The sequence below is a fragment of the Pseudomonas sp. PK-RTE-24 genome, assembly GCF_054052265.1.
Genome location: NZ_CM133224.1, coordinates 621,668 through 643,329, shown reverse-complemented (window position 1 = coordinate 643,329; position 21,662 = coordinate 621,668). Strand labels below are relative to the sequence as shown.

Below are 21,662 nucleotides of genomic sequence, written 5' to 3'. Positions count from 1 at the left end.
GACTGACCTGCGGATTTGAGTGACAAACCATGCCAAAACGTACAGACATTAAAAGCATCCTGATTCTCGGCGCTGGCCCGATCGTGATCGGCCAGGCCTGCGAATTCGACTACTCCGGCGCCCAGGCCTGCAAAGCCCTGCGCGAAGAGGGTTACCGCGTCATCCTGGTGAACTCCAACCCGGCCACCATCATGACCGACCCGGACATGGCCGACGCCACCTACATCGAACCGATCAAGTGGCAGACCGTGGCCAAGATCATCGAAAAAGAGCGTCCGGACGCCGTGCTGCCAACCATGGGCGGCCAGACCGCCCTGAACTGCGCCCTGGACCTGGAGCGCGAAGGCGTTCTCGAGAAGTTCGGCGTAGAGATGATCGGTGCCAACGCCGACACCATCGACAAGGCTGAAGACCGTTCGCGTTTCGACAAGGCGATGAAGTCCATCGGCTTGGCCTGCCCGCGTTCCGGCATTGCCCACAGCATGGAAGAGGCCAACGCGGTCCTCGAAACCCTCGGCTTCCCGTGCATCATCCGTCCGTCCTTCACCATGGGCGGCACTGGTGGCGGTATCGCTTACAACCGTGAAGAGTTCGAAGAAATCTGCGCCCGTGGTCTGGACCTGTCGCCGACCAAAGAGCTGCTGATCGACGAATCGCTGATCGGCTGGAAAGAATATGAGATGGAAGTTGTCCGCGACAAAAAGGACAACTGCATCATCGTCTGCTCGATCGAAAACTTCGATCCGATGGGCGTGCACACTGGCGACTCGATCACCGTAGCTCCAGCCCAGACGCTGACCGACAAGGAATACCAGATCCTGCGTAACGCCTCGCTGGCGGTACTGCGCGAGATCGGCGTCGAGACCGGCGGTTCCAACGTGCAGTTCGGTATCTGCCCGAACACTGGCCGTATGGTCGTGATCGAAATGAACCCGCGTGTTTCGCGCTCCTCGGCACTGGCTTCGAAAGCCACCGGTTTCCCGATTGCCAAGGTCGCGGCCAAACTGGCTGTGGGTTACACCCTCGACGAGCTGTCGAACGACATCACCGGCGGCAAGACCCCGGCGTCCTTCGAGCCGTCGATCGACTACGTCGTTACCAAGCTGCCACGCTTCGCCTTCGAGAAATTCGCCAAGGCTGACGCGCGCCTGACCACGCAAATGAAGTCGGTCGGCGAAGTTATGGCCATCGGCCGGACCTTCCAGGAATCCTTGCAGAAAGCCCTGCGCGGTCTGGAAGTCGGCGTTTGCGGTCTGGACGAGAAGCTCGATCTGAGCAACCCGGACAGCATGAGCGTGCTCAAGCGCGAACTGACCGTGCCGGGCGCCGAGCGTATCTGGTACGTGGCGGACGCCTTCCGCGCCGGTCTCTCGGTCGAAGATATCTTCGGCATGAACATGATCGACCCTTGGTTCCTGGTGCAGATCGAAGACTTGATCAAGGACGAAGAGAAGGTCAAGACCCTCGGTCTGTCCTCGATCGACCGCGACCTGATGTTCAAGCTCAAGCGCAAAGGCTTCTCCGATCAGCGTCTGGCCAAGCTGCTGGGCGTGACCGAGAAAAACCTGCGTACGCATCGTCAGAAGCTGGAAGTCTTCCCGGTCTACAAGCGCGTTGACACCTGCGCCGCCGAGTTCGCTACCGACACCGCTTACCTGTACTCGACCTACGAGGAAGAGTGCGAGGCAGCACCGTCGGGTCGCGACAAGATCATGATTCTGGGTGGCGGTCCGAACCGTATCGGCCAGGGCATCGAGTTCGACTATTGCTGCGTTCACGCTGCGCTCGCCCTGCGCGAAGACGGCTACGAAACCATCATGGTCAACTGCAACCCGGAAACCGTTTCCACCGACTACGACACTTCCGACCGTCTGTACTTCGAGCCGGTAACCCTGGAAGACGTACTGGAAATCTGCCGCGTCGAGAAGCCGAAAGGCGTGATCGTCCAGTACGGCGGCCAGACTCCGCTGAAACTGGCTCGTGCTCTGGAAGCTGCTGGCGTGCCGATCATCGGCACCAGCCCTGACGCGATCGACCGCGCCGAAGACCGCGAGCGCTTCCAGCAAATGGTCGAGCGTCTGAACCTGCGTCAGCCGCCAAACGCCACTGTGCGCAGCGAAGACGAAGCCGTTCGTGCTGCGGCGAAGATCGGTTATCCGCTGGTGGTGCGCCCGTCCTACGTGCTGGGCGGCCGTGCGATGGAAATCGTTTACAAGGAAGACGAACTCAAGCGCTATCTGCGTGACGCGGTGCAAGTGTCCAACGACAGCCCGGTGCTGCTCGACCACTTCCTCAACTGCGCCATCGAAATGGACGTGGATGCGGTCTGCGACGGCAAAGATGTAGTGATCGGCGCGATCATGCAGCACATCGAACAGGCGGGCGTTCACTCCGGTGACTCCGCTTGCTCGCTGCCGCCGTACTCGCTGCCAGCGCACATCCAGGACGAGATGCGCGAACAGGTCAAGAAAATGGCTCTGGAACTGGGCGTTGTCGGCCTGATGAACGTGCAATTGGCTTTGCAGGGCGAAGACATCTACGTCATCGAAGTCAACCCGCGCGCCTCGCGTACCGTGCCGTTCGTTTCCAAGTGCATCGGTGTCTCCCTGGCGATGATCGCTGCGCGCGTGATGGCCGGTAAGACCCTGCAGGAAATCGGCTTCACCAAAGAAATCATCCCGAACTTCTACAGCGTGAAAGAGGCGGTGTTCCCGTTCGCCAAGTTCCCTGGCGTTGACCCGATCCTCGGCCCAGAGATGAAGTCGACCGGTGAAGTGATGGGCGTCGGCGACACCTTCGGCGAAGCATTCGCCAAAGCGCAGATGGGCGCCAGTGAAGTGCTGCCGACCGGCGGTACCGCGTTCATCAGCGTGCGCGATGACGACAAACCACTGGTTGCAGGCGTGGCCCGTGATCTGATCAACTTGGGCTTCGAAGTGGTCGCCACTGCCGGCACTGCCAAGCTGATCGAAGCTGCAGGCCTGAAAGTGCGCCGCGTGAACAAGGTGACCGAGGGTCGTCCGCACGTGGTCGACATGATCAAGAATGACGAAGTCACGCTGATCATCAACACCACCGAAGGTCGTCAGTCGATCGCCGATTCGTACTCCATTCGTCGCAACGCCCTGCAGCACAAGATCTACTGCACCACCACTATTGCTGCGGGCGAAGCGATCTGCGAAGCGCTGAAGTTCGGTCCGGAAAAGACCGTGCGCCGCTTGCAGGATCTACACGCAGGATTGAAGGCATGAGCATAACCAAGTACCCAATGACTGTTCAGGGCGCTCGCGCCCTGGAAGAGGAGCATGCTCACCTGACCAAGGTCGTCCGTCCGAAGCTCAGCCAGGACATCGGTACGGCCCGCGAGTTGGGTGACTTGAAGGAAAACGCTGAATACCATGCTGCCCGCGAACAGCAAGGCATGGTCGAGGCGCGTATTCGTGATATCGAAGGCCGGATTCAGAATCAGGTCATCATCGATGTCACGACCATTCCTCACACCGGCAAAGTGATTTTCGGTACCACCGTCGAGATCGCCAACGTCGAGACTGATGAAAGCGTCACTTACCACATCGTGGGTGAGGATGAGGCTGACTTCAAGCTCGGCAAGATCTCCGTCGGTTCACCGCTGGCCCGCGCCTTGATTGGCAAGGAAGAGGGTGACGTCGTCGCCGTCAAAACGCCAAGCGGCGTGATCGAGTACGAGATTGTCGAAGTTCGTCACATCTGAAAGAAGGCGCCCGCTGCATGCGGGCGCCATGCTTTGGCAACTGACCCAGATGCTTTGGGTCGGTGGCCTATGGTTGATTCATATCGGTTTGCAGCCGGCGCTGGGCCGGATCGGTCTGGCGCCGCTGTTGATCGACGAAGTGGCCAGTGCTTTCGAAGTGCTGGTGGTGGGATTCGCCGCTCTGTGCGTGATCTTTCAGGCTTTGGTGCTGGTACAGGCCGAGGGCCTTGCCAGTCTATGGCGGGATTTTCGCGGGCAGGTGTTGTTGATGGCGTTGTACGCGTGCGCGATGTATGTCGCCGTGCGTGTCGGCTGGCCGGATGCGCAGCGCTGGCAGGTATTCAGTTATCTGGTGCTGGGTTTTTCCGGGCTGGTGCTGGTCATGCAGCCGGTGCCGGGATGGGGTGGCAGGGTGCGCGAAGCACACCCTTGACCCTGCGCATCACTTGAAGCGATGAACGTTCGACAGCTGCTTGTTGACGCTGAAGTTCTTGCGGTAGACCAGAGCCATCTTGCCGATGACCTGAACCAGGTCCGCTTTGCCGACCTTGCACAGCTCGGCGATGTGCGCCAGGCGCGACTCGCGATCAAGGATATTGAGCTTGATCTTGATCAGCTCGTGATCGGCCAAGGCGCGTTCAAGTTCGGCTAAAACACCTTCAGTCAAACCGTTGTCCGCCACCGTCAACACTGGTTTGAGGTGGTGGCCGATGGATTTGTACTGTTTCTTCTGCTCTGGAGTGAGCGGCATAATCTGACCCTTTCGTCTGGATTCTGTAAAATGGCGGCCATTTTACCCGAGGGTTCGTGGATCCGCCCAACTAATCACGACCCTAATCATCGAGGTGCCCAATGGCGCGTTCCAAGACAAGCCTTGGTTGGCTGAAAAGACATGTCAACGATCCTTATGTGAAGCAGGCGCAGAAGGATGGCTACCGCTCGCGTGCAAGTTACAAGCTTCTGGAGATCCAGGAAAAATACAAACTCATCCGCCCGGGCATGAGCGTGGTCGACCTCGGCGCGGCGCCGGGTGGCTGGTCGCAAGTCACCAGTCGGCTGATCGGTGGCCAGGGGCGTCTGATCGCTTCGGACATTCTTGAAATGGACGGCATTCCGGACGTGACCTTCATTCAAGGTGACTTCACTGAGGACTCGGTGCTGTCTCAAATCCTTGAGGCTGTGGGTAATTCGCAGGTGGACCTTGTGATTTCCGATATGGCCCCCAATATGAGTGGTACGCCCGAAGTGGATATGCCCAAGGCCATGTTCCTGTGTGAGCTGGCGCTGGACCTGGCGGAACGGATCCTCAAGCCCGGTGGCAACTTCGTCATCAAGATTTTCCAGGGCGAGGGCTTCGACGTTTATCTGAAGGATGCTCGGAAGAAATTCGACAAGATCCAGATGATCAAGCCAGACTCTTCCCGTGGCAGCTCCCGTGAGCAGTACATGCTGGCCTGGGGTTATCGCGGTGGTGATGCGTAAAACGAGGTTTTTCGGCAGGGCGATAGGTTTTTCATATTTCGCTCTGCGGGCATAAGCGAATATTGTGTAGAAAGTGTTTCACAAAGGGTTACAGACGGCGCCTGCCAGAGTTGTAGGTAATGTAGTAAGTTAGGCCGGTGAATATCATGCGAAGCGCGCGCCAATAGCGGAGCTTGCTTCAGAGGGTAGTTAATTGAACGATATGGCAAAGAATCTGATCCTGTGGTTGATCATCGCGGCAGTCCTGGTGACGGTGATGAACAACTTCTCCAGCCCTAACGAGCCGCAGACCCTCAACTATTCCGACTTCATCCAGCAGGTCAAGGATGGCAAGGTCGAGCGCGTAGCCGTTGACGGCTATGTGATTACCGGCAAGCGTACCGATGGCGACAGCTTCAAGACCATTCGTCCGGCAATTCAGGACAATGGCCTGATCGGCGATCTGGTCGACAATCACGTTGTGGTTGAAGGCAAGCAGCCTGAACAGCAAAGCATCTGGACTCAGCTTCTGGTAGCCAGCTTCCCGATCCTGGTGATCATCGCGGTGTTCATGTTCTTCATGCGCCAGATGCAGGGTGGTGCCGGTGGCAAGGGCGGGCCGATGAGCTTCGGCAAGAGCAAGGCACGCCTGCTCTCTGAAGATCAGGTGAAAACCACTTTGGCTGACGTTGCCGGTTGCGACGAAGCCAAGGAAGAAGTCGGCGAGCTGGTTGAGTTCCTGCGTGATCCGGGCAAATTCCAGCGTCTGGGCGGTCGTATTCCGCGCGGCGTATTGATGGTCGGCCCACCGGGTACCGGTAAAACCTTGCTGGCCAAGGCAATTGCCGGCGAAGCGAAAGTGCCGTTCTTCACCATTTCCGGTTCTGACTTCGTCGAAATGTTCGTCGGTGTCGGCGCGAGCCGCGTCCGCGACATGTTCGAGCAGGCCAAGAAACATGCCCCTTGCATCATCTTCATCGACGAAATCGATGCCGTAGGTCGCCATCGTGGCGCCGGCATGGGTGGCGGTCACGACGAACGTGAGCAGACTCTCAACCAGTTGCTGGTAGAGATGGACGGCTTCGAAATGAATGACGGCATCATCGTGATTGCTGCGACCAACCGTCCGGACGTGCTCGACCCTGCGCTGCTGCGTCCGGGCCGTTTCGACCGTCAGGTGGTGGTTGGCTTGCCAGACATTCGTGGTCGCGAGCAGATTCTCAAAGTCCACATGCGCAAAGTGCCAATGGGCGACGACGTTGCTCCGGCAGTGATCGCACGTGGTACTCCGGGCTTCTCGGGTGCTGACCTGGCAAACCTGGTCAACGAAGCGTCGTTGTTCGCTGCACGTAGCGGCAAACGCATCGTCGAGATGAAAGAGTTCGAACTGGCGAAAGACAAGATCATGATGGGCGCCGAGCGCAAATCCATGGTCATGTCCGAGAAAGAAAAGCAGAACACGGCCTACCACGAAGCTGGCCATGCCATTGTCGGTCGCGTTGTTCCCGAGCATGATCCGGTCTACAAGGTGTCTATCATTCCGCGCGGTCGTGCGCTGGGTGTGACCATGTTTCTGCCGGAAGAAGATCGCTACAGCCTGTCCAAACGTGCGCTGATCAGCCAGATCTGCTCGTTGTACGGTGGCCGTATCGCTGAAGAAATGACCCTGGGCTTCGATGGTGTGACTACCGGGGCCTCCAACGACATCATGCGTGCAAGTCAGATTGCCCGGAACATGGTGACGAAATGGGGGTTGTCGGAAAAACTCGGTCCGCTGATGTATGCCGAAGAAGAGGGTGAAGTGTTCCTCGGTCGTGGCGGTGGTGGTCAGGCTGCCAGCTTCTCCGGTGAGACAGCCAAACTGATCGACTCCGAAGTGCGCAGCATCATTGATCAGTGCTACGGCACCGCCAAGCAGATCCTCACGGATAACCGTGACAAGCTGGATGCCATGGCTGATGCGCTGATGAAGTACGAAACCATCGATGCCGAGCAGATTGACGACATCATGGCCGGCCGCACACCTCGCGAACCTCGCGACTGGTCGGGTGGCACCGGTACGCCTCCGCCGCCTGTCGTGCAGGATGAGCGTCCGGAAAAACCGATTGGCGGTCCGGCTGCTGACGTTTAAGGCTTGAAATGACTTCTGTACAGTCCCTGACCCGGTTGCCTTGTGGCAACCGGGTTCTTGATTTGGCCCAGACGCATGTCATGGGCATTCTCAATGTCACTCCTGATTCCTTTTCCGACGGCGGCCGCTACAGCCAGCTCGATGCGGCGCTGCGCCATGCCGAAGCCATGGTGCTGGCTGGCGCGACGCTGATTGATGTCGGCGGCGAGTCGACCCGGCCGGGTGCGCGAGCGGTCTCTCCTCTGGAGGAACTTGAGCGCGTCGCGCCGATTGTCGAGCTGATCAATCGCGAGTTGGATGTCATCATCTCGGTCGATACTTCCACCCCGGCAGTCATGCGCGAAACCGCACGGCTCGGTGCCGGCCTGATCAACGATGTGCGTTCGTTGCGTCGCGATGGCGCGCTGGATGCGGCGGCGGCTACCGGATTGCCGGTCTGCCTCATGCACATGCTCGGCGAACCGGGCGATATGCAGGATAATCCGCAGTATCAGGATGTTACTCGCGAGGTCGGCGAGTTTCTCGCCGAGCGCATGGATCAGTGCGCCCAGGCGGGTATTCCCGCCGAGCGGATCATTCTTGATCCCGGCTTCGGCTTCGCCAAGACCTTGCAGCACAATCTAAGCTTGTTCAAACACATGGAGGCTTTGCATGCGCTGGGACGGCCATTGCTGGTAGGTGTTTCGCGCAAGAGTATGATTGGCCACGCGTTGAACCGTCCCGTGGGCGAGCGCCTGCACGGCGGACTGGCGCTGGCGGCGCTGGCGTCAGTTAAAGGCGCACGTATATTGCGCGTCCACGATGTGGCGGAAACCGTCGATGTTGTGCGAATGATCGCGGCCGTTGAATCAGCCGAATAAGAATGATGGAGCACTTATGAGCAAGAAATATTTTGGTACCGACGGCATTCGCGGTCGTGTTGGTGAATACCCGATCACGCCTGACTTCATGCTCAAGCTCGGCTGGGCGGCTGGTATGGCTTTCCGCAAGATGGGGGCCTGCAAGGTGCTGGTCGGCAAGGACACGCGGATCTCCGGTTATATGTTCGAATCGGCACTCGAGGCCGGGCTGACCTCGGCGGGCGCCGATGTGATGCTGCTCGGCCCGATGCCGACGCCTGCCATCGCTTATCTGTCGCGTACGTTCCAGGCTGAAGCCGGTATCGTGATAAGTGCCTCGCACAACCCGCATGATGACAACGGCATCAAGTTCTTCTCCGGTAAAGGCACCAAGCTGCCGGATGAGTTGGAGTTGATGATCGAAGAATTGCTCGACACGCCGATGACCGTTGTCGAGTCGAGCAAGATCGGCAAGGTGTCGCGAATCAATGACGCATCGGGTCGCTACATCGAGTTCTGCAAAAGCAGCGTTCCTACTGGCTCCAATTTCGCCGGCCTGAAGATCGTCATCGACTGCGCGCATGGTGCGACTTATAAGGTTGCACCTAGCGTCTTCCGTGAGCTGGGTGCCGAAGTTGTCGTGCTATCTGCCCAGCCGAATGGGTTGAACATCAACGATAACTGCGGTTCCACGCATATGGGGCCGTTGCAGGCCGCCGTTCTGGCTGAGCATGCGGACCTGGGTATCGCCTTCGACGGTGATGGCGATCGGGTACTGATGGTCGATCACACCGGCGCCATTGTTGATGGTGACGACCTGCTGTTTATCATTGCCCGCGATCTGCATGAGCGTGGCAAGTTGCAGGGTGGCGTCGTCGGTACGTTGATGAGCAATCTTGGTCTCGAACTGGCCCTTGCGGATCTGTCGATCCCGTTCGTTCGCGCCAATGTCGGTGACCGCTACGTGATTGCCGAACTGCAAGAGCGCAACTGGCTCGTTGGTGGGGAAAACTCCGGGCATGTGGTCTGCTTCAACCATACCACCACGGGCGATGCGATCATCGCGGCTCTGCAGGTGTTGATGGCTCTGAAATCCCGCAACGAAGGTCTGGCGCAAACGCGTCAGGCGTTGCGCAAGTGCCCTCAGGTGCTGATCAACGTTCGCTTTGGCGGCGGTGAAAGCCCGCTGGAGCATCCGGCTGTCAAGGAAGCCAGTGCCCGTGTAACTCAGGCGATGGCGGGGCGCGGTCGCGTGCTTCTGCGCAAGTCCGGCACAGAGCCTCTGGTGCGCGTAATGGTCGAAGGCGAGGACGAAAACCAGGTTCGCGGCTATGCCGAAGAGCTGGCAAAACTGGTAACCGAAGTTTCTGCCTGATACGGCTTGCAAGCCATGATTGTGTTGGGTAACATCTGCGCCCACTTTGACCGACGAGGTACAGCATGCGTCGCCCTATGGTAGCTGGTAACTGGAAGATGCACGGTACCCGCGCCAGCGTCGCTGAGCTGATCAACGGCCTTCGTCATCTGGCCTTGCCTAGCGGTGTTGATGTCGCGGTGTTCCCGCCTTGCTTGTATATCAATCAAGTGATTGATGGCTTGAAAGGCAAGTCGATTTCGGTCGGCGCGCAGAATTCTGCGGTGGAAGCCATGCAAGGTGCGTTGACTGGTGAGATTGCTCCCAGCCAGCTGGTGGATGCAGGTTGTTCCCTGGTGCTTGTCGGGCACTCCGAACGCCGCCAGATTATGGGCGAGCGAGACGGGATGCTGAATCGCAAGTTCGCAGCGGCACAGGCATGTGGCTTGACTCCGGTGTTGTGTGTAGGGGAAACCCTCGAGCAGCGCGAAGCCGGAAAAACTCTTGAAGTTGTCGGGCGTCAGCTGGGCAGCATCATCGAGGAGCTGGGTGTCGGTGCCTTTGCCAAGGCAGTGATTGCATACGAGCCGGTCTGGGCCATTGGTACCGGGCTGACTGCAACGCCGCAACAGGCTCAGGATGTGCATAAGGCCATTCGCGAGCAGTTGGCGGCAGAGAATTCTGAAGTCGCACGAGGTGTGCGGCTTCTATACGGCGGCAGCGTGAAGGCGGCCAATGCGGTCGAACTGTTCGGCATGCCGGATATCGATGGGGGGCTCATTGGTGGAGCTTCCCTGAATGCAGATGAGTTCGGTGCGATTTGTCGCGCCGCGGGAAACTGAAAAAATGCTGGAAACAGTCGTAGTCGTTTTTCATCTGCTGGGTGCATTGGGCGTAGTTGCTCTGGTTTTGCTGCAGCAGGGTAAGGGTGCGGACGCTGGCGCGTCTTTCGGAGCAGGTGCTTCAAATACTGTGTTCGGAAGCCAAGGTTCCTCTACCTTTCTTAGTAAGTTTACTGCTATACTTGCCGCCGGTTTCTTCATAACCAGCTTGGGGTTAGGTTACTTTGCTAAAGAGAAAGCTCATCAGCTGACTCAAGCAGGTCTTCCAGATCCAGCAGTGTTGGAAGTACCTAAGCAACAACCGGCTTCTGATGATGTCCCGGTGCTTCAAGAGCAAAAGTCGACTACTCCAGCGACTGACGTGCCTCCAGCTCAAGAGCAGAAGTAAGAAGGGTTTCAAACGTAGTATTGCCGAGGTGGTGGAATTGGTAGACACGCAACCTTGAGGTGGTTGTGCCCATAGGGTGTAGGGGTTCGAGTCCCCTTCTCGGTACCAATTAGTCAGGAGAGCCCGCTGTTGCGGGCTTTCTTGCAGGTGGAAGGTTACATTGACCCTAAAAGGGATCGGTCGTATACTTCCGCCCCAGCTTTGTCGCGGGGTGGAGCAGTCTGGTAGCTCGTCGGGCTCATAACCCGAAGGTCGTCGGTTCAAATCCGGCCCCCGCAACCAGTTTCAGGAGCCCCTTTTAAGGGGCTTTTTGTTAGCTGGATACTTTCAGCGCCGCTGTTCGACGGCGTTTCAAGGATGGGCGTTATGCCCATTTTTTTATTTTGCAAAGCATGCACATATCATGCACTAGGGGGTTCAGGTGTCGAGCAAGCTAGAAGAGTTGCAGGCCTTGCTGGCCCCGGTGGTCGTGGCCCTGGGCTATGAATGCTGGGGTATCGAGTTTTCGGCTCAGGGTCGTCACTCGATGTTGCGCGTTTATATCGATAAAGAGGGTGGCGTGCTGGTGGACGATTGCGCCATTGTCAGCCGTCAGATCAGCGGCGTTCTGGATGTTGAAGATCCGATCTCCGTTGAATACACCCTTGAAGTTTCCTCGCCTGGCATGGAGCGCCCGCTGTTCACTCTTGAGCAGTTTGCCAAATTTGCCGGTGAACAAGTGAAGATCAAGCTGCGTTCGCCTTTCGAAGGTCGACGCAACTTTCAGGGCCTTCTGCGCGGTGTAGAAGAGCAGGACGTCGTGGTGCAGGTAGAAGACCACGAGTTCCTGTTGCCGATCGATATGATCGACAAGGCCAACATTATTCCCAGTTTTGACTGAGACGCGGATCCCGCGGATCCAATGGCTTGCGAAAGGCGAGGCGTACGATGAGCAAAGAAGTACTGCTGGTTGTTGAGTCGGTATCCAATGAAAAGGGTGTACCGGCAAGCGTAATTTTTGAAGCGCTGGAGCTGGCTCTGGCCACTGCTACCAAAAAGCGTTTTGAAGACGAAGTGGACCTGCGTGTGGAAATCAACCGCCACACCGGTTCTTACGAAACCTTCCGTCGCTGGACGGTCGTCGAAGAGAATGATCTCGACGATCCGGCCATCGAGACCTGGCCAAGCAAGGTTGCCGAAACGCATCCTGGTGCCAAGGTCGGTGACGTCGTCGAAGAGAAAATCGAATCCATCGAGTTCGGCCGCATCGCTGCACAGACTGCCAAGCAGGTTATCGTGCAGAAAGTTCGCGAAGCCGAGCGCGCTCAAGTGGTCGACGCCTATCGCGAGCGCCTGGGAGAAATCATCTCTGGCACCGTGAAAAAAGTTACCCGCGACAACGTGATCGTCGATCTGGGCAACAATGCTGAAGCATTGCTGGCCCGTGAAGACATCATTTCTCGCGAAACCTTCCGTGTCGGCGTGCGTTTGCGTGCGCTGCTCAAGGAAATCCGCACCGAGAACCGCGGCCCGCAGCTGATCCTGTCGCGTACCGCGCCGGAAATGCTGATCGAGCTGTTCCGTATTGAAGTGCCGGAAATCGCCGAAGGCCTCATCGAGGTCATGGCAGCCTCCCGTGATCCGGGTTCGCGTGCCAAGATCGCCGTCCGTTCCAAGGACAAACGCATCGACCCACAAGGTGCCTGCATCGGTATGCGCGGTTCGCGCGTTCAGGCGGTATCGGGTGAGTTGGGCGGTGAGCGTGTTGATATCGTGCTGTGGGACGACAACCCGGCCCAGTTCGTGATCAACGCCATGTCCCCGGCCGAGGTTGCGGCAATTATCGTTGACGAAGATGCCCATGCCATGGACATCGCCGTTGGCGCAGACAATCTGGCTCAGGCCATCGGTCGCGGTGGTCAGAACGTGCGTCTGGCGAGCCAGTTGACTGGCTGGACCCTGAACGTGATGACCGAATCGGACATCCAGGCTAAGCAGCAAGCAGAAACCGGCGACATCCTGCGCAACTTCATCGACGAGCTGGAAGTCGACGAAGAACTGGCTCAGGTGCTGGTAGATGAAGGTTTCACCAGCCTGGAAGAGATTGCCTACGTACCGGTGGAGGAGATGCTCAACATCGACGGCTTTGACGAGGACATCGTCAACGAGCTTCGTGCTCGCGCCAAGGATCGCTTGTTGACCAAAGCCATCGCTACTGAGGAAAAGCTGGCAGACGCCCATCCGGCCGAAGACCTGCTCTCGCTTGAGGGTATGGACAAGGATTTGGCGATGGAACTGGCGGTGCGCGGCGTAATTACCCGCGAAGACCTGGCCGAGCAGTCTATTGACGACCTGCTCGACATCGACGGCATTGACGATGATCGTGCCGGCAAGTTGATCATGGCCGCCCGAGCCCACTGGTTCGAGTAATTAGGCGCGGCCTGAGGAGAGAAGTGCATGACGCAAGTCACGGTGAAACAACTGGCCGATGAGGTCAAAACACCGGTAGAGCGCCTGTTGCAGCAGATGCGTGAGGCAGGTCTGCCGCACACCGCCGCCGACGAAAATGTGACTGACAGTGAGAAGCAATCCCTGCTGACTCACTTGAAGAGCAGTCACAAGGCGAAAGTGGAAGAACCACGCAAGATCACGCTGCAGCGTAAAACCACCAGCACCCTGCGTGTGGCTGGTAGCAAGAGCATCAGCGTTGAAGTTCGCAAGAAGAAAGTTTTCGTACAGCGCAGCCCGGAAGAAATCGAAGCCGAGCGCAAGCGTGAACTGGATGAGCGTCGCGCAGTAGAAAATGCTGCCCGTCAGAAGGCTGAAGAAGAAGCCAAGCAGCGCGCCGAAGAAGAAGCGCGTCGCCAGCCTGCTGCTGCGCAAACCGCTGCCAGCGACGCCGTTGCGGCACCGGCTGCTGCCGAACCTGTTCGCGAAAGCGCACCGGTGGCTGCTGCTCCTGCTCCATCGGCTGACGTTCGCAACAAGCAGAACGAACAGCGCCGTCCGGACAAGCCACGTGCCGACGATAACAATCGTCGCAGCGGTGGCGGTGATGGCGAGCGCAAAAACGCTCCGCATCGCGCATCGGTCAAAGAAAAAGCCCCGGCACCACGTGTGGCGCCACGCACTACCGACGAAGAAAGCGATGGCTTCCGTCGTGGTGGTCGCGGCAAGGCCAAGCTGAAGAAACGCAACGCCCACGGTTTCCAGAGCCCGACCGGCCCTGTCGTGCGTGATGTGCAGATCGGCGAGACCATCACGGTTGGCGATCTGGCCAATCAGATGTCGGTCAAGGCTGCTGAAATCATCAAGTTCATGTTCAAACTGGGTACCCCAGCGACCATCAACCAGGTGCTTGATCAGGAAACTGCTCAACTGGTAGCCGAAGAACTGGGCCACAAAGTGACCCTGGTCAGCGACACCGCTCTGGAAGATTCCCTGGCCGAGTCCCTGAAGTTTGAAGGTGAGTCGTTCTCCCGTGCACCAGTCGTGACCGTAATGGGCCACGTTGACCACGGTAAGACTTCCCTGCTCGACTACATCCGTCGTGCCAAGGTAGCTGCTGGCGAAGCCGGCGGTATCACCCAGCATATCGGTGCGTACCACGTTGAGACTGATCGCGGCATGGTCACTTTCCTCGACACCCCGGGTCACGCTGCGTTTACCGCAATGCGTGCCCGTGGTGCCAAGGCGACCGACATCGTGATCCTCGTGGTTGCAGCGGACGACGGCGTGATGCCGCAAACTATCGAAGCGGTTCAGCATGCGCAGGCAGCTGGCGTGCCGCTGGTGGTTGCAGTGAACAAGATCGACAAGCCGGGCGCTGATCTCGATCGCATCCGCAGCGAACTGTCGGTTCACGGCGTGACTTCCGAAGACTGGGGTGGCGACACGCCATTCGTACCGGTTTCGGCGAAGATGGGTACTGGCGTGGACGAGCTGCTTGAAGCCGTTCTGCTGCAGGCCGAAGTTCTCGAACTGAAAGCTACACCGTCGGCTCCTGGCCGTGGTGTGGTGGTTGAATCGCGTCTCGACAAGGGTCGTGGCCCGGTGGCAACCGTGCTCGTTCAGGACGGTACGCTGCGTCAAGGCGACATGGTCCTGGTCGGTTCGAACTACGGCCGTGTACGTGCCATGCTCGACGAGAACGGCAAGCCGATCAAGGAAGCCGGTCCATCCATCCCTGTCGAGATCCTCGGCCTGGACGGTACGCCGGACGCTGGCGACGAGATGAGCGTGGTTGCCGACGAGAAGAAAGCCCGTGAAGTGGCTCTGTTCCGTCAAGGCAAGTTCCGCGAAGTCAAACTGGCTCGCGCTCACGCCGGCAAGCTGGAAAACATCTTCGAAAACATGGGTCAGGCCGAGAAGAAGACGCTCAACATCGTCCTCAAATCCGACGTCCGTGGTTCGCTGGAAGCGTTGAACGGTGCCTTGAATGGCCTGGGCAACGACGAAGTACAAGTGCGCGTCGTGGGTGGCGGTGTCGGTGGTATCACCGAATCCGACGCCAACCTGGCACTGGCTTCCAACGCTGTACTGTTCGGCTTCAACGTGCGTGCCGATGCCGGCGCTCGCAAGATCGTCGAGCAGGAAGGTCTGGATATGCGTTACTACAACGTGATCTACGACATCATCGAAGACGTCAAGAAAGCCCTGACCGGCATGCTCGGCAGCGATGTTCGCGAGAACATCCTGGGTGTCGCCGAAGTGCGTGACGTGTTCCGTTCGCCGAAGTTTGGCGCGATCGCCGGTTGCATGGTGATCGAAGGTGTCGTGCACCGTAACCGTCCGATCCGTGTACTGCGTGAAGACATCGTTATCTTCGAAGGCGAGCTGGAATCCCTGCGCCGCTTCAAGGATGACGCTTCCGAAGTACGTGCCGGCATGGAATGCGGTATCGGCGTGAAGAGCTACAACGACGTCAAAGTCGGCGACAAGATCGAAGTCTTCGAGAAGGTTCAGGTTGCTCGCAGCCTCTGACTCGCGCACTTCAAGGGCCACGATGGGCCGTCGCATGCAAATGCACGGCACAGCGTCCGGACTCTAAACGCAACGCCCGGTCTGGCTTTTGTCAGGCCGGGCGTTTGCCGCTTTCAGACCTTGCGGGTTTCACCGCTGGGCAGTAACAGGTAACAAATCATGGCAAAAGAATACAGCCGTACCCAACGTATCGGCGATCAGATGCAGCGCGAGCTGGCGCAACTGATCCGTCGCGAAGTCAAAGACCCGCGCGTCGGTCTGGTCACCATCACTGCTGTGGAAGTGTCCCGTGACGTCGGTCACGCGAAGATTTTCATTACCGTGATGGGTCAGGACAACGCTGAAGACATCGCGCAAAGCATCAAGGTGCTCAATGCCGCCGCAGGCTTCCTGCGCATGCAATTGGCCCGCGAAATGAAGCTGCGCAGCGTGCCGCAACTGCACTTCCACTACGACGAATCCGTCGTGCGTGGCGCGCACCTGTCGGCGCTGATCGAGCGCGCCGTCGCTGAAGACAATCAGCACGTTGCCGCTCCAGCACCTGAAGACTCCAAGGAGTAATTCGGTGGCTCAGGTCAAACGTATCCGTCGTAACGTCAGCGGCATCATTCTGCTCGACAAGCCGTTGGGGTTCACCTCCAACGCTGCCTTGCAGAAAGTGCGCTGGCTGCTCAATGCCGAGAAGGCCGGACACACCGGCAGCCTTGACCCGTTGGCCACCGGCGTGTTGCCGCTGTGCTTCGGCGAGGCGACCAAGTTCTCGCAATACCTGCTCGATTCCGACAAGGGCTATGAGACCCTGGCGCAACTGGGCAAGACCACCACCACGGCCGATGCCGAAGGTGAGGTTTTGCAGGAGCGTCCGGTGACCGTTGGTCGCGCCGATGTCGAAGCGGTTCTGCCGAAATTTCGTGGGCAAATCAGTCAGATACCGCCGATGTACTCGGCACTCAAGCGTGATGGCCAGCCGCTGTACAAACTGGCACGTGCAGGCGAAGTAGTGGAGCGCGAACCGCGTTCTGTTACTATTGCGCGCTTGGAATTGCTGGCCTTCGAAGGCGATACTGCGCGGCTTGCGGTGGACTGCAGCAAGGGCACCTATATTCGGACCCTGGTGGAGGATATCGGTGAGCAACTCGGTTGTGGTGCGTACGTCGCAGAATTGCGTCGGACCCAGGCCGGGCCTTTCACCCTGGCGCAGACTGTTACTCTCGAAGAGCTGGAAGCGGTACATGCCGAAGGCGGCAACGAAGCGATCGATCGCTTCCTGATGCCATCGGACAGCGGCCTGCAGGATTGGCCGTTGCTGCACTTCTCGGAAGCGAGCGCGTTCTACTGGCTCAACGGCCAGCCGGTACGTGCCCCGGATGCACCGAAGTTCGGCATGGTACGAGTACAGGATCACAATGGTCGCTTCATCGGTATCGGTGAAGTGAGCGAAGACGGGCGCATCGCGCCGCGTCGCTTGATTCGGTCAGAATGACCGGAACCGGTCTGCGTTAAGCGGGCCGGCGAGTGTGGCTGTTAACAGGCATGGTCACTACTCATTTATAGATACAGGGATTTGTCCCTGGCCTGTTGAAGCTGTTTCCCTGAAACAGTTTCCTGATAAGGAAGGATTGCCTCATGGCTCTCGACGTTCAAGAAAAAGCTCAAATCGTTGCTGACTACCAGCAAGCTGTTGGTGACACTGGTTCGCCAGAAGTGCAGGTTGCACTGCTGACCGCCAACATCAACAAACTGCAAGGTCACTTCAAGGCCAACGGTAAAGATCACCACTCCCGTCGTGGTCTGATCCGCATGGTTAACCAGCGTCGCAAGCTGCTGGACTACCTGAAAGGCAAGGACGTAAGCCGGTACGCCGCGCTGATCGCTCGCCTGGGTCTGCGTCGCTAATCAGCGATTGCGCTATGAGGTTGGTGGTCTGTCGGGCGTCAGCGGTTTTCCGCTGGCGTCTTGCAGGCTCCCAGCCTCAAGTTTTATCTGCAGCATGGCTTTACCTGTAGCACCCGGACAATTGCCATCGGGCCGATTCCCGAGATTGCCCAAGAATTCGCAAGAAACCGTTTCCCCCAAGAGCCACAAAGAAGGTAGGACACCGTGAACCCGGTAATCAAAAAATTCCAGTTCGGTCAATCGACCGTTACCCTCGAGACAGGCCGTATCGCCCGTCAGGCCTCCGGCGCAGTATTGGTCACCGTTGACGACGACGTCAGCGTGTTGGTGACTGTTGTCGGTGCAAAGCAAGCCGATCCGGGCAAGGGTTTCTTCCCTCTGTCCGTGCACTACCAGGAAAAGACTTACGCCGCCGGTAAGATCCCTGGCGGTTTCTTCAAGCGTGAAGGCCGTCCTTCCGAGAAAGAAACCCTGACTTCCCGACTGATCGACCGTCCGATCCGTCCGCTGTTCCCAGAAGGCTTCATGAACGAAGTGCAGGTTGTCTGCACCGTCGTTTCCACCAGCAAGAAGACCGATCCGGACATCGCTGCGATGATCGGTACCTCGGCTGCCCTGGCCATTTCCGGCATTCCATTCGACGGCCCGATCGGCGCCGCTCGCGTGGCTTTCCACGAAAGCACCGGCTACCTGCTGAACCCGACTTACGAGCAGCAGGCCGCTTCGAGCCTGGACATGGTCGTTGCCGGTACTTCCGACGCCGTGCTGATGGTTGAATCGGAAGCCAAAGAGCTGACCGAAGACCAGATGCTGGGCGCGGTACTGTTCGCTCACGACGAATTCCAGGTTGTGATCAACGCTGTTAAAGAACTGGCTGCCGAAGCTGCCAAGCCAACCTGGAACTGGGCTCCTGCGCCAGAAGCCACCGAACTGCTGGGCGCTATCCGTGCCGAGTTCGGCGAAGCGATCTCCCAGGCTTACACCATCACCATCAAGGCCGACCGTTACGCTCGCCTGGGTGAGCTGAAGGACCAAGTGGTCGCCAAGCTGTCCGGTGAGGAAGGCCAGCCAAGCGCTGCTGAAGTCAAAGCAGCCTTCGGCGAAATCGAATACCGCACCGTTCGCGAAAACATCGTTAACGGCAAGCCACGTATCGACGGTCGCGACACCAAGACTGTACGTCCGCTGAACATCGAAGTCGGCGTTCTGCCGAAGACTCACGGTTCGGCTCTGTTCACCCGTGGCGAGACCCAGGCACTGGTTGTTGCAACACTGGGCACCGCCCGTGACGCGCAACTGCTGGACACCCTGGAAGGTGAAAAGAAAGACCCGTTCATGCTTCACTACAATTTCCCGCCGTTCTCGGTAGGCGAGTGTGGTCGCATGGGTGGCGCCGGTCGTCGCGAAATCGGTCACGGCCGTCTGGCCCGTCGTTCGGTTTCGGCCATGCTGCCAGCCGCTGACGTGTTCCCGTACACCATCCGCGTGGTGTCGGAAATCACCGAATCCAACGGTTCGAGCTCGATGGCTTCCGTGTGCGGTGCTTCCCTGGCACTGATGGACGCTGGTGTACCGATGAAGGCACCGGTAGCCGGTATCGCCATGGGTCTGGTTAAAGAAGGCGAGAAGTTCGCCGTCCTGACCGACATCCTCGGCGACGAAGATCACCTGGGCGACATGGACTTCAAGGTAGCCGGTACCGCCAAAGGCGTTACTGCGCTGCAGATGGACATCAAGATCAAGGGCATCACCGAAGAGATCATGGAAATCGCTCTGGGCCAGGCCCTTGAAGCGCGCCTGAACATCCTCGGCCAGATGAACCAGATCATTGGCCAATCGCGTACCGAGCTGTCGGCCAACGCTCCGACCATGATCGCGATGAAGATCGACACCGACAAGATCCGTGACGTTATCGGTAAAGGTGGCGCGACCATCCGTGCGATCTGCGAAGAAACCAAGGCTTCGATCGACATCGAAGACGACGGTTCGATCAAGATCTTCGGCGAAACCAAGGATGCCGCAGAAGCTGCTCGTCAGCGCGTTCTGAGCATCACGGCAGAAGCCGAGATCGGCAAGATCTACGTCGGCAAGGTTGAGCGCATCGTCGACTTCGGCGCATTCGTCAACATCCTGCCGGGCAAGGACGGTCTGGTGCACATCTCGATGCTGAGCGACGCTCGCGTTGAGAAAGTCACCGACATCCTGAAGGAAGGCCAGGAAGTGGAAGTGCTGGTACTGGACGTGGACAACCGCGGCCGTATCAAGCTGTCCATCAAAGACGTGGCAGCTGCCAAGGCTTCGGGCGTTTAATCACCCCAACGCTTTAGCGCAATGAAGATGCCCCCGCCGTGCAAACGGCGGGGGCATTTTTTTATCTGAAATAAAGAAATTGTGGCGAGGGGATTTATCCCCTCGCCACAAATGTGGTTCTCAAAAGAAAACCATCAGACAACCCACAAATTTGCCGCAGCTCGAGACCGGTGCTAGGTTTAGCCCACCGCCCGTGTAGCTCAGCCGGTAGAGCAGCGCACTCGTAACGCGAAGGTCGCAGGTTCGATTCCTGTCTCGGGCACCAACTCCTCAGCGTGCCACGTCGATTCATGTTCCGCAGGTCAGCTTTTTGTGCAAGAGATGTAAAGAGCCGTGTAATTCGTCATGCAAACGTCCTATATTCGGTGCCTGCATGAGCATCGCTTAGCAGTTTTCAGATGATCCCGAATGGTTCCGAAGGCCGGCCAGTCCGCGTCAGAGAGATCCTTGATGATCCAGATCCATCCTCCATTCCTAAGATCAGCGAGAACCCCATGACTGAATTGACCCAAGAGCAACGCCACGAACAAGCGCTGGAAAAATACCTTCTGGATGTGCCGGACCTGAAGGATGAGATCAAGGACCTGAGTCCCGATGATCAAAAAGACCAGATCCAGTGGGCCTTCGAAGACGAAGCCGAAGCGCAGGGCTTGCAGCCGTGGGAGCTGACGCTCAAGTACACGAGCACGCCAGAGGAGTTCGAGGCGCAGCGCCTCGTGCTGCACAAGGAAGCGGCAGAAGTATTGGGTGTCGAGTGGGAAGAGTACTGCGAGATGAATAATCTGGTGGTCTGAACTAAAACGCCAGCCTCAACAGGCTGGCGTTTCTTCTTGCGCGAATGCTCAGAGGCTCAAGCGCATCGACAGATCCACCGCTTTGACATCCTTGGTCATCGCGCCAATCGAGATGTAATCCACGCCCGTTTCGGCGATCGGCAGCAGCGTGCTTTCGTTGATGCCGCCGCTGGCTTCCAGTTTTGCTTTGCCGGCCGTCAGGCGTACGGCTTCGCGCATGTCATCCAGGCTCAGTTCGTCGAGCATGATGATGTCGGCGCCGGCTTCCAGCGCTTGCTTCAATTCCTCAAGACTTTCCACTTCGATTTCCACCGGTTTGCCCGGGGCGATCTTGTGTGCGGCGGCCACGGCTTCGGCGATGCCACCACTGGCGGCGATGTGGTTTTCCTTGATCAGGAAGGCATCGTAGAGACCGATCCGGTGGTTGTGACAGCCGCCGCAGGTCACTGCGTATTTCTGCGCCATCCGCAGGCCCGGCAAGGTTTTGCGCGTGTCGAGCAACTTGACCTGCGTCTCGCCGACGAAGTCCGCCAGGTACTGCGCGCGCGTCGCTACGCCGGACAGCAACTGCAGGAAGTTCAACGCGCTGCGTTCACCGGTCAGCAGTGAGCGCGCCGGGCCTTCCAGGTGAAACAGCGGCTGATTGGCTTTGACCCGCTGGCCGTCGACCACTTGCCAATGCACCGCCACGCGCGGATCGAGCTGGCGAAACACCGCATCGACCCACGCGGTGCCGCAGATGACGGCGTCGTCACGGGTGATGATGGTGGCTTTGGCCAGGCGTTCGGCCGGGATCAGTTGCGCGGTGATGTCGCCGCTGCCGACGTCTTCGAGCAACGCACGGCGCACGTTGTTTTCGATTTCGGCGGTCAGATCGGCGAGACGTAGATTCGGCATAACGGACTCCACAAACAAAGTGGTTCGATTATAGGGGCAGGGCGCGAGCCAACCCAAG

General features: G+C 58.3%; 19 protein-coding genes and 3 tRNA genes. 20 read left to right on the top strand and 2 right to left on the bottom strand.

What is annotated here, in order from left to right; all coding sequences use genetic code 11:
- Positions 1 to 29 precede the first annotated feature (29 nt).
- From carB to ACV8MC_RS02895, 3 genes are read left to right on the top strand one after another with little or no spacing between them, the layout of a single operon-like run.
- Complete coding sequence (gene carB, locus ACV8MC_RS02905) at positions 30 to 3,251, top strand: carbamoyl-phosphate synthase large subunit (protein ID WP_256809569.1); 3,222 nt, start codon at positions 30 to 32, stop codon at positions 3,249 to 3,251.
- A 2-nt stretch (positions 3,252 to 3,253) separates the two neighbouring features.
- Positions 3,254 to 3,730, top strand: coding sequence for a transcription elongation factor GreA (gene greA, locus ACV8MC_RS02900; RefSeq protein ID WP_038861135.1), 477 nt, complete (start codon positions 3,254 to 3,256; stop codon positions 3,728 to 3,730).
- Positions 3,731 to 3,758: 28 nt separating this feature from the next.
- The gene (locus ACV8MC_RS02895; RefSeq protein WP_041477929.1) at positions 3,759 to 4,163 is read left to right on the top strand and encodes a hypothetical protein; all 405 of its coding nucleotides are present in this window, start codon (positions 3,759 to 3,761) and stop codon (positions 4,161 to 4,163) included.
- A 9-nt stretch (positions 4,164 to 4,172) separates the two neighbouring features.
- On the opposite strand, the gene ACV8MC_RS02890 is transcribed toward ACV8MC_RS02895, so the two are convergent.
- Entirely contained in the window at positions 4,173 to 4,481 is a 309-nt protein-coding gene (locus tag ACV8MC_RS02890; protein WP_003221534.1) for a YhbY family RNA-binding protein, read from the bottom strand.
- Positions 4,482 to 4,582: 101 nt separating this feature from the next.
- On the opposite strand from ACV8MC_RS02890, the gene rlmE reads away from it, so the two are divergent.
- The 17 genes from rlmE (at position 4,583) to ACV8MC_RS02805 (ending at position 20,707) form a co-directional block, all read left to right on the top strand.
- Positions 4,583 to 5,212 carry a 23S rRNA (uridine(2552)-2'-O)-methyltransferase RlmE gene (gene rlmE / locus ACV8MC_RS02885; protein ID WP_457264395.1) on the top strand — a complete coding sequence of 210 codons (630 nt, stop codon included), beginning with the start codon at positions 4,583 to 4,585 and terminating at the stop codon, positions 5,210 to 5,212.
- 202 nt (positions 5,213 to 5,414) lie between these two features.
- On the top strand, positions 5,415 to 7,322 hold the full coding sequence (gene ftsH / locus ACV8MC_RS02880; RefSeq protein WP_016771759.1) for an ATP-dependent zinc metalloprotease FtsH: 1,908 nt from the start codon (positions 5,415 to 5,417) through the stop codon (positions 7,320 to 7,322).
- Between the two features lie 8 nt (positions 7,323 to 7,330).
- On the top strand, positions 7,331 to 8,182 hold the full coding sequence (gene folP / locus ACV8MC_RS02875; protein ID WP_056782869.1) for a dihydropteroate synthase: 852 nt from the start codon (positions 7,331 to 7,333) through the stop codon (positions 8,180 to 8,182).
- 16 nt (positions 8,183 to 8,198) lie between these two features.
- The gene (gene glmM, locus ACV8MC_RS02870; protein WP_041477931.1) at positions 8,199 to 9,536 is read left to right on the top strand and encodes a phosphoglucosamine mutase; all 1,338 of its coding nucleotides are present in this window, start codon (positions 8,199 to 8,201) and stop codon (positions 9,534 to 9,536) included.
- Positions 9,537 to 9,601: 65 nt separating this feature from the next.
- The gene (tpiA, locus tag ACV8MC_RS02865; protein ID WP_056782873.1) at positions 9,602 to 10,357 is read left to right on the top strand and encodes a triose-phosphate isomerase; all 756 of its coding nucleotides are present in this window, start codon (positions 9,602 to 9,604) and stop codon (positions 10,355 to 10,357) included.
- Between the two features lie 4 nt (positions 10,358 to 10,361).
- Positions 10,362 to 10,745, top strand: coding sequence for a preprotein translocase subunit SecG (gene secG / locus ACV8MC_RS02860; protein WP_457265520.1), 384 nt, complete (start codon positions 10,362 to 10,364; stop codon positions 10,743 to 10,745).
- 22 nt (positions 10,746 to 10,767) lie between these two features.
- A tRNA-Leu gene (locus tag ACV8MC_RS02855) sits at positions 10,768 to 10,853 on the top strand.
- A gap of 97 nt (positions 10,854 to 10,950) precedes the next feature.
- A tRNA-Met gene (locus ACV8MC_RS02850) sits at positions 10,951 to 11,027 on the top strand.
- 139 nt (positions 11,028 to 11,166) lie between these two features.
- On the top strand, positions 11,167 to 11,625 hold the full coding sequence (gene rimP, locus ACV8MC_RS02845) for a ribosome maturation factor RimP (protein WP_007973115.1): 459 nt from the start codon (positions 11,167 to 11,169) through the stop codon (positions 11,623 to 11,625).
- Positions 11,626 to 11,672: 47 nt separating this feature from the next.
- Positions 11,673 to 13,154, top strand: a complete 1,482-nt coding sequence (nusA, locus tag ACV8MC_RS02840) for a transcription termination factor NusA (protein ID WP_024011569.1) — start codon at positions 11,673 to 11,675, stop codon at positions 13,152 to 13,154.
- Between the two features lie 27 nt (positions 13,155 to 13,181).
- Positions 13,182 to 15,707: a translation initiation factor IF-2 gene (gene infB / locus ACV8MC_RS02835; RefSeq protein WP_041477933.1), complete on the top strand. Its 2,526-nt coding sequence runs from the start codon at positions 13,182 to 13,184 to the stop codon at positions 15,705 to 15,707.
- A 159-nt stretch (positions 15,708 to 15,866) separates the two neighbouring features.
- A complete protein-coding gene (rbfA, locus tag ACV8MC_RS02830) occupies positions 15,867 to 16,268 on the top strand; it encodes a 30S ribosome-binding factor RbfA (RefSeq protein WP_252887304.1) in 402 nt (133 codons plus the stop codon).
- Positions 16,269 to 16,272: 4 nt separating this feature from the next.
- The gene (gene truB, locus ACV8MC_RS02825) at positions 16,273 to 17,190 is read left to right on the top strand and encodes a tRNA pseudouridine(55) synthase TruB (protein WP_150636060.1); all 918 of its coding nucleotides are present in this window, start codon (positions 16,273 to 16,275) and stop codon (positions 17,188 to 17,190) included.
- A gap of 143 nt (positions 17,191 to 17,333) precedes the next feature.
- Positions 17,334 to 17,603: a 30S ribosomal protein S15 gene (gene rpsO / locus ACV8MC_RS02820; protein WP_016771751.1), complete on the top strand. Its 270-nt coding sequence runs from the start codon at positions 17,334 to 17,336 to the stop codon at positions 17,601 to 17,603.
- Positions 17,604 to 17,807: 204 nt separating this feature from the next.
- Entirely contained in the window at positions 17,808 to 19,913 is a 2,106-nt protein-coding gene (gene pnp, locus ACV8MC_RS02815) for a polyribonucleotide nucleotidyltransferase (RefSeq protein WP_024011572.1), read from the top strand.
- Positions 19,914 to 20,102: 189 nt separating this feature from the next.
- Positions 20,103 to 20,178 (top strand) — tRNA-Thr (locus tag ACV8MC_RS02810).
- Positions 20,179 to 20,407: 229 nt separating this feature from the next.
- Complete coding sequence (locus ACV8MC_RS02805; RefSeq protein WP_076565788.1) at positions 20,408 to 20,707, top strand: DUF6388 family protein; 300 nt, start codon at positions 20,408 to 20,410, stop codon at positions 20,705 to 20,707.
- 48 nt (positions 20,708 to 20,755) lie between these two features.
- On the opposite strand, the gene nadC is transcribed toward ACV8MC_RS02805, so the two are convergent.
- Positions 20,756 to 21,604 carry a carboxylating nicotinate-nucleotide diphosphorylase gene (nadC, locus tag ACV8MC_RS02800; RefSeq protein WP_076565789.1) on the bottom strand — a complete coding sequence of 283 codons (849 nt, stop codon included), beginning with the start codon at positions 21,602 to 21,604 and terminating at the stop codon, positions 20,756 to 20,758.
- Between the last annotated feature and the right edge of the window lie 58 nt (positions 21,605 to 21,662).

Excerpts from the sequence above, each read along its gene's own strand:
- carB (WP_256809569.1), top strand. The coding sequence starts at position 30 with ATGCCAAAACGTACAGACATTAAAAGCATCCTGATTCTCGGCGCTGGC.
- ACV8MC_RS02895 (WP_041477929.1), top strand. The coding sequence starts at position 3,759 with ATGCTTTGGCAACTGACCCAGATGCTTTGGGTCGGTGGCCTATGGTTG.
- ACV8MC_RS02890 (WP_003221534.1), bottom strand. The coding sequence starts at position 4,481 with ATGCCGCTCACTCCAGAGCAGAAGAAACAGTACAAATCCATCGGCCAC.
- rlmE (WP_457264395.1), top strand. The coding sequence starts at position 4,583 with ATGGCGCGTTCCAAGACAAGCCTTGGTTGGCTGAAAAGACATGTCAAC.
- ftsH (WP_016771759.1), top strand. The coding sequence starts at position 5,415 with ATGGCAAAGAATCTGATCCTGTGGTTGATCATCGCGGCAGTCCTGGTG.
- folP (WP_056782869.1), top strand. The coding sequence starts at position 7,331 with ATGACTTCTGTACAGTCCCTGACCCGGTTGCCTTGTGGCAACCGGGTT.
- glmM (WP_041477931.1), top strand. The coding sequence starts at position 8,199 with ATGAGCAAGAAATATTTTGGTACCGACGGCATTCGCGGTCGTGTTGGT.
- tpiA (WP_056782873.1), top strand. The coding sequence starts at position 9,602 with ATGCGTCGCCCTATGGTAGCTGGTAACTGGAAGATGCACGGTACCCGC.
- secG (WP_457265520.1), top strand. The coding sequence starts at position 10,362 with ATGCTGGAAACAGTCGTAGTCGTTTTTCATCTGCTGGGTGCATTGGGC.
- nusA (WP_024011569.1), top strand. The coding sequence starts at position 11,673 with ATGAGCAAAGAAGTACTGCTGGTTGTTGAGTCGGTATCCAATGAAAAG.
- infB (WP_041477933.1), top strand. The coding sequence starts at position 13,182 with ATGACGCAAGTCACGGTGAAACAACTGGCCGATGAGGTCAAAACACCG.
- rbfA (WP_252887304.1), top strand. The coding sequence starts at position 15,867 with ATGGCAAAAGAATACAGCCGTACCCAACGTATCGGCGATCAGATGCAG.
- rpsO (WP_016771751.1), top strand. The coding sequence starts at position 17,334 with ATGGCTCTCGACGTTCAAGAAAAAGCTCAAATCGTTGCTGACTACCAG.
- ACV8MC_RS02805 (WP_076565788.1), top strand. The coding sequence starts at position 20,408 with ATGACTGAATTGACCCAAGAGCAACGCCACGAACAAGCGCTGGAAAAA.
- nadC (WP_076565789.1), bottom strand. The coding sequence starts at position 21,604 with ATGCCGAATCTACGTCTCGCCGATCTGACCGCCGAAATCGAAAACAAC.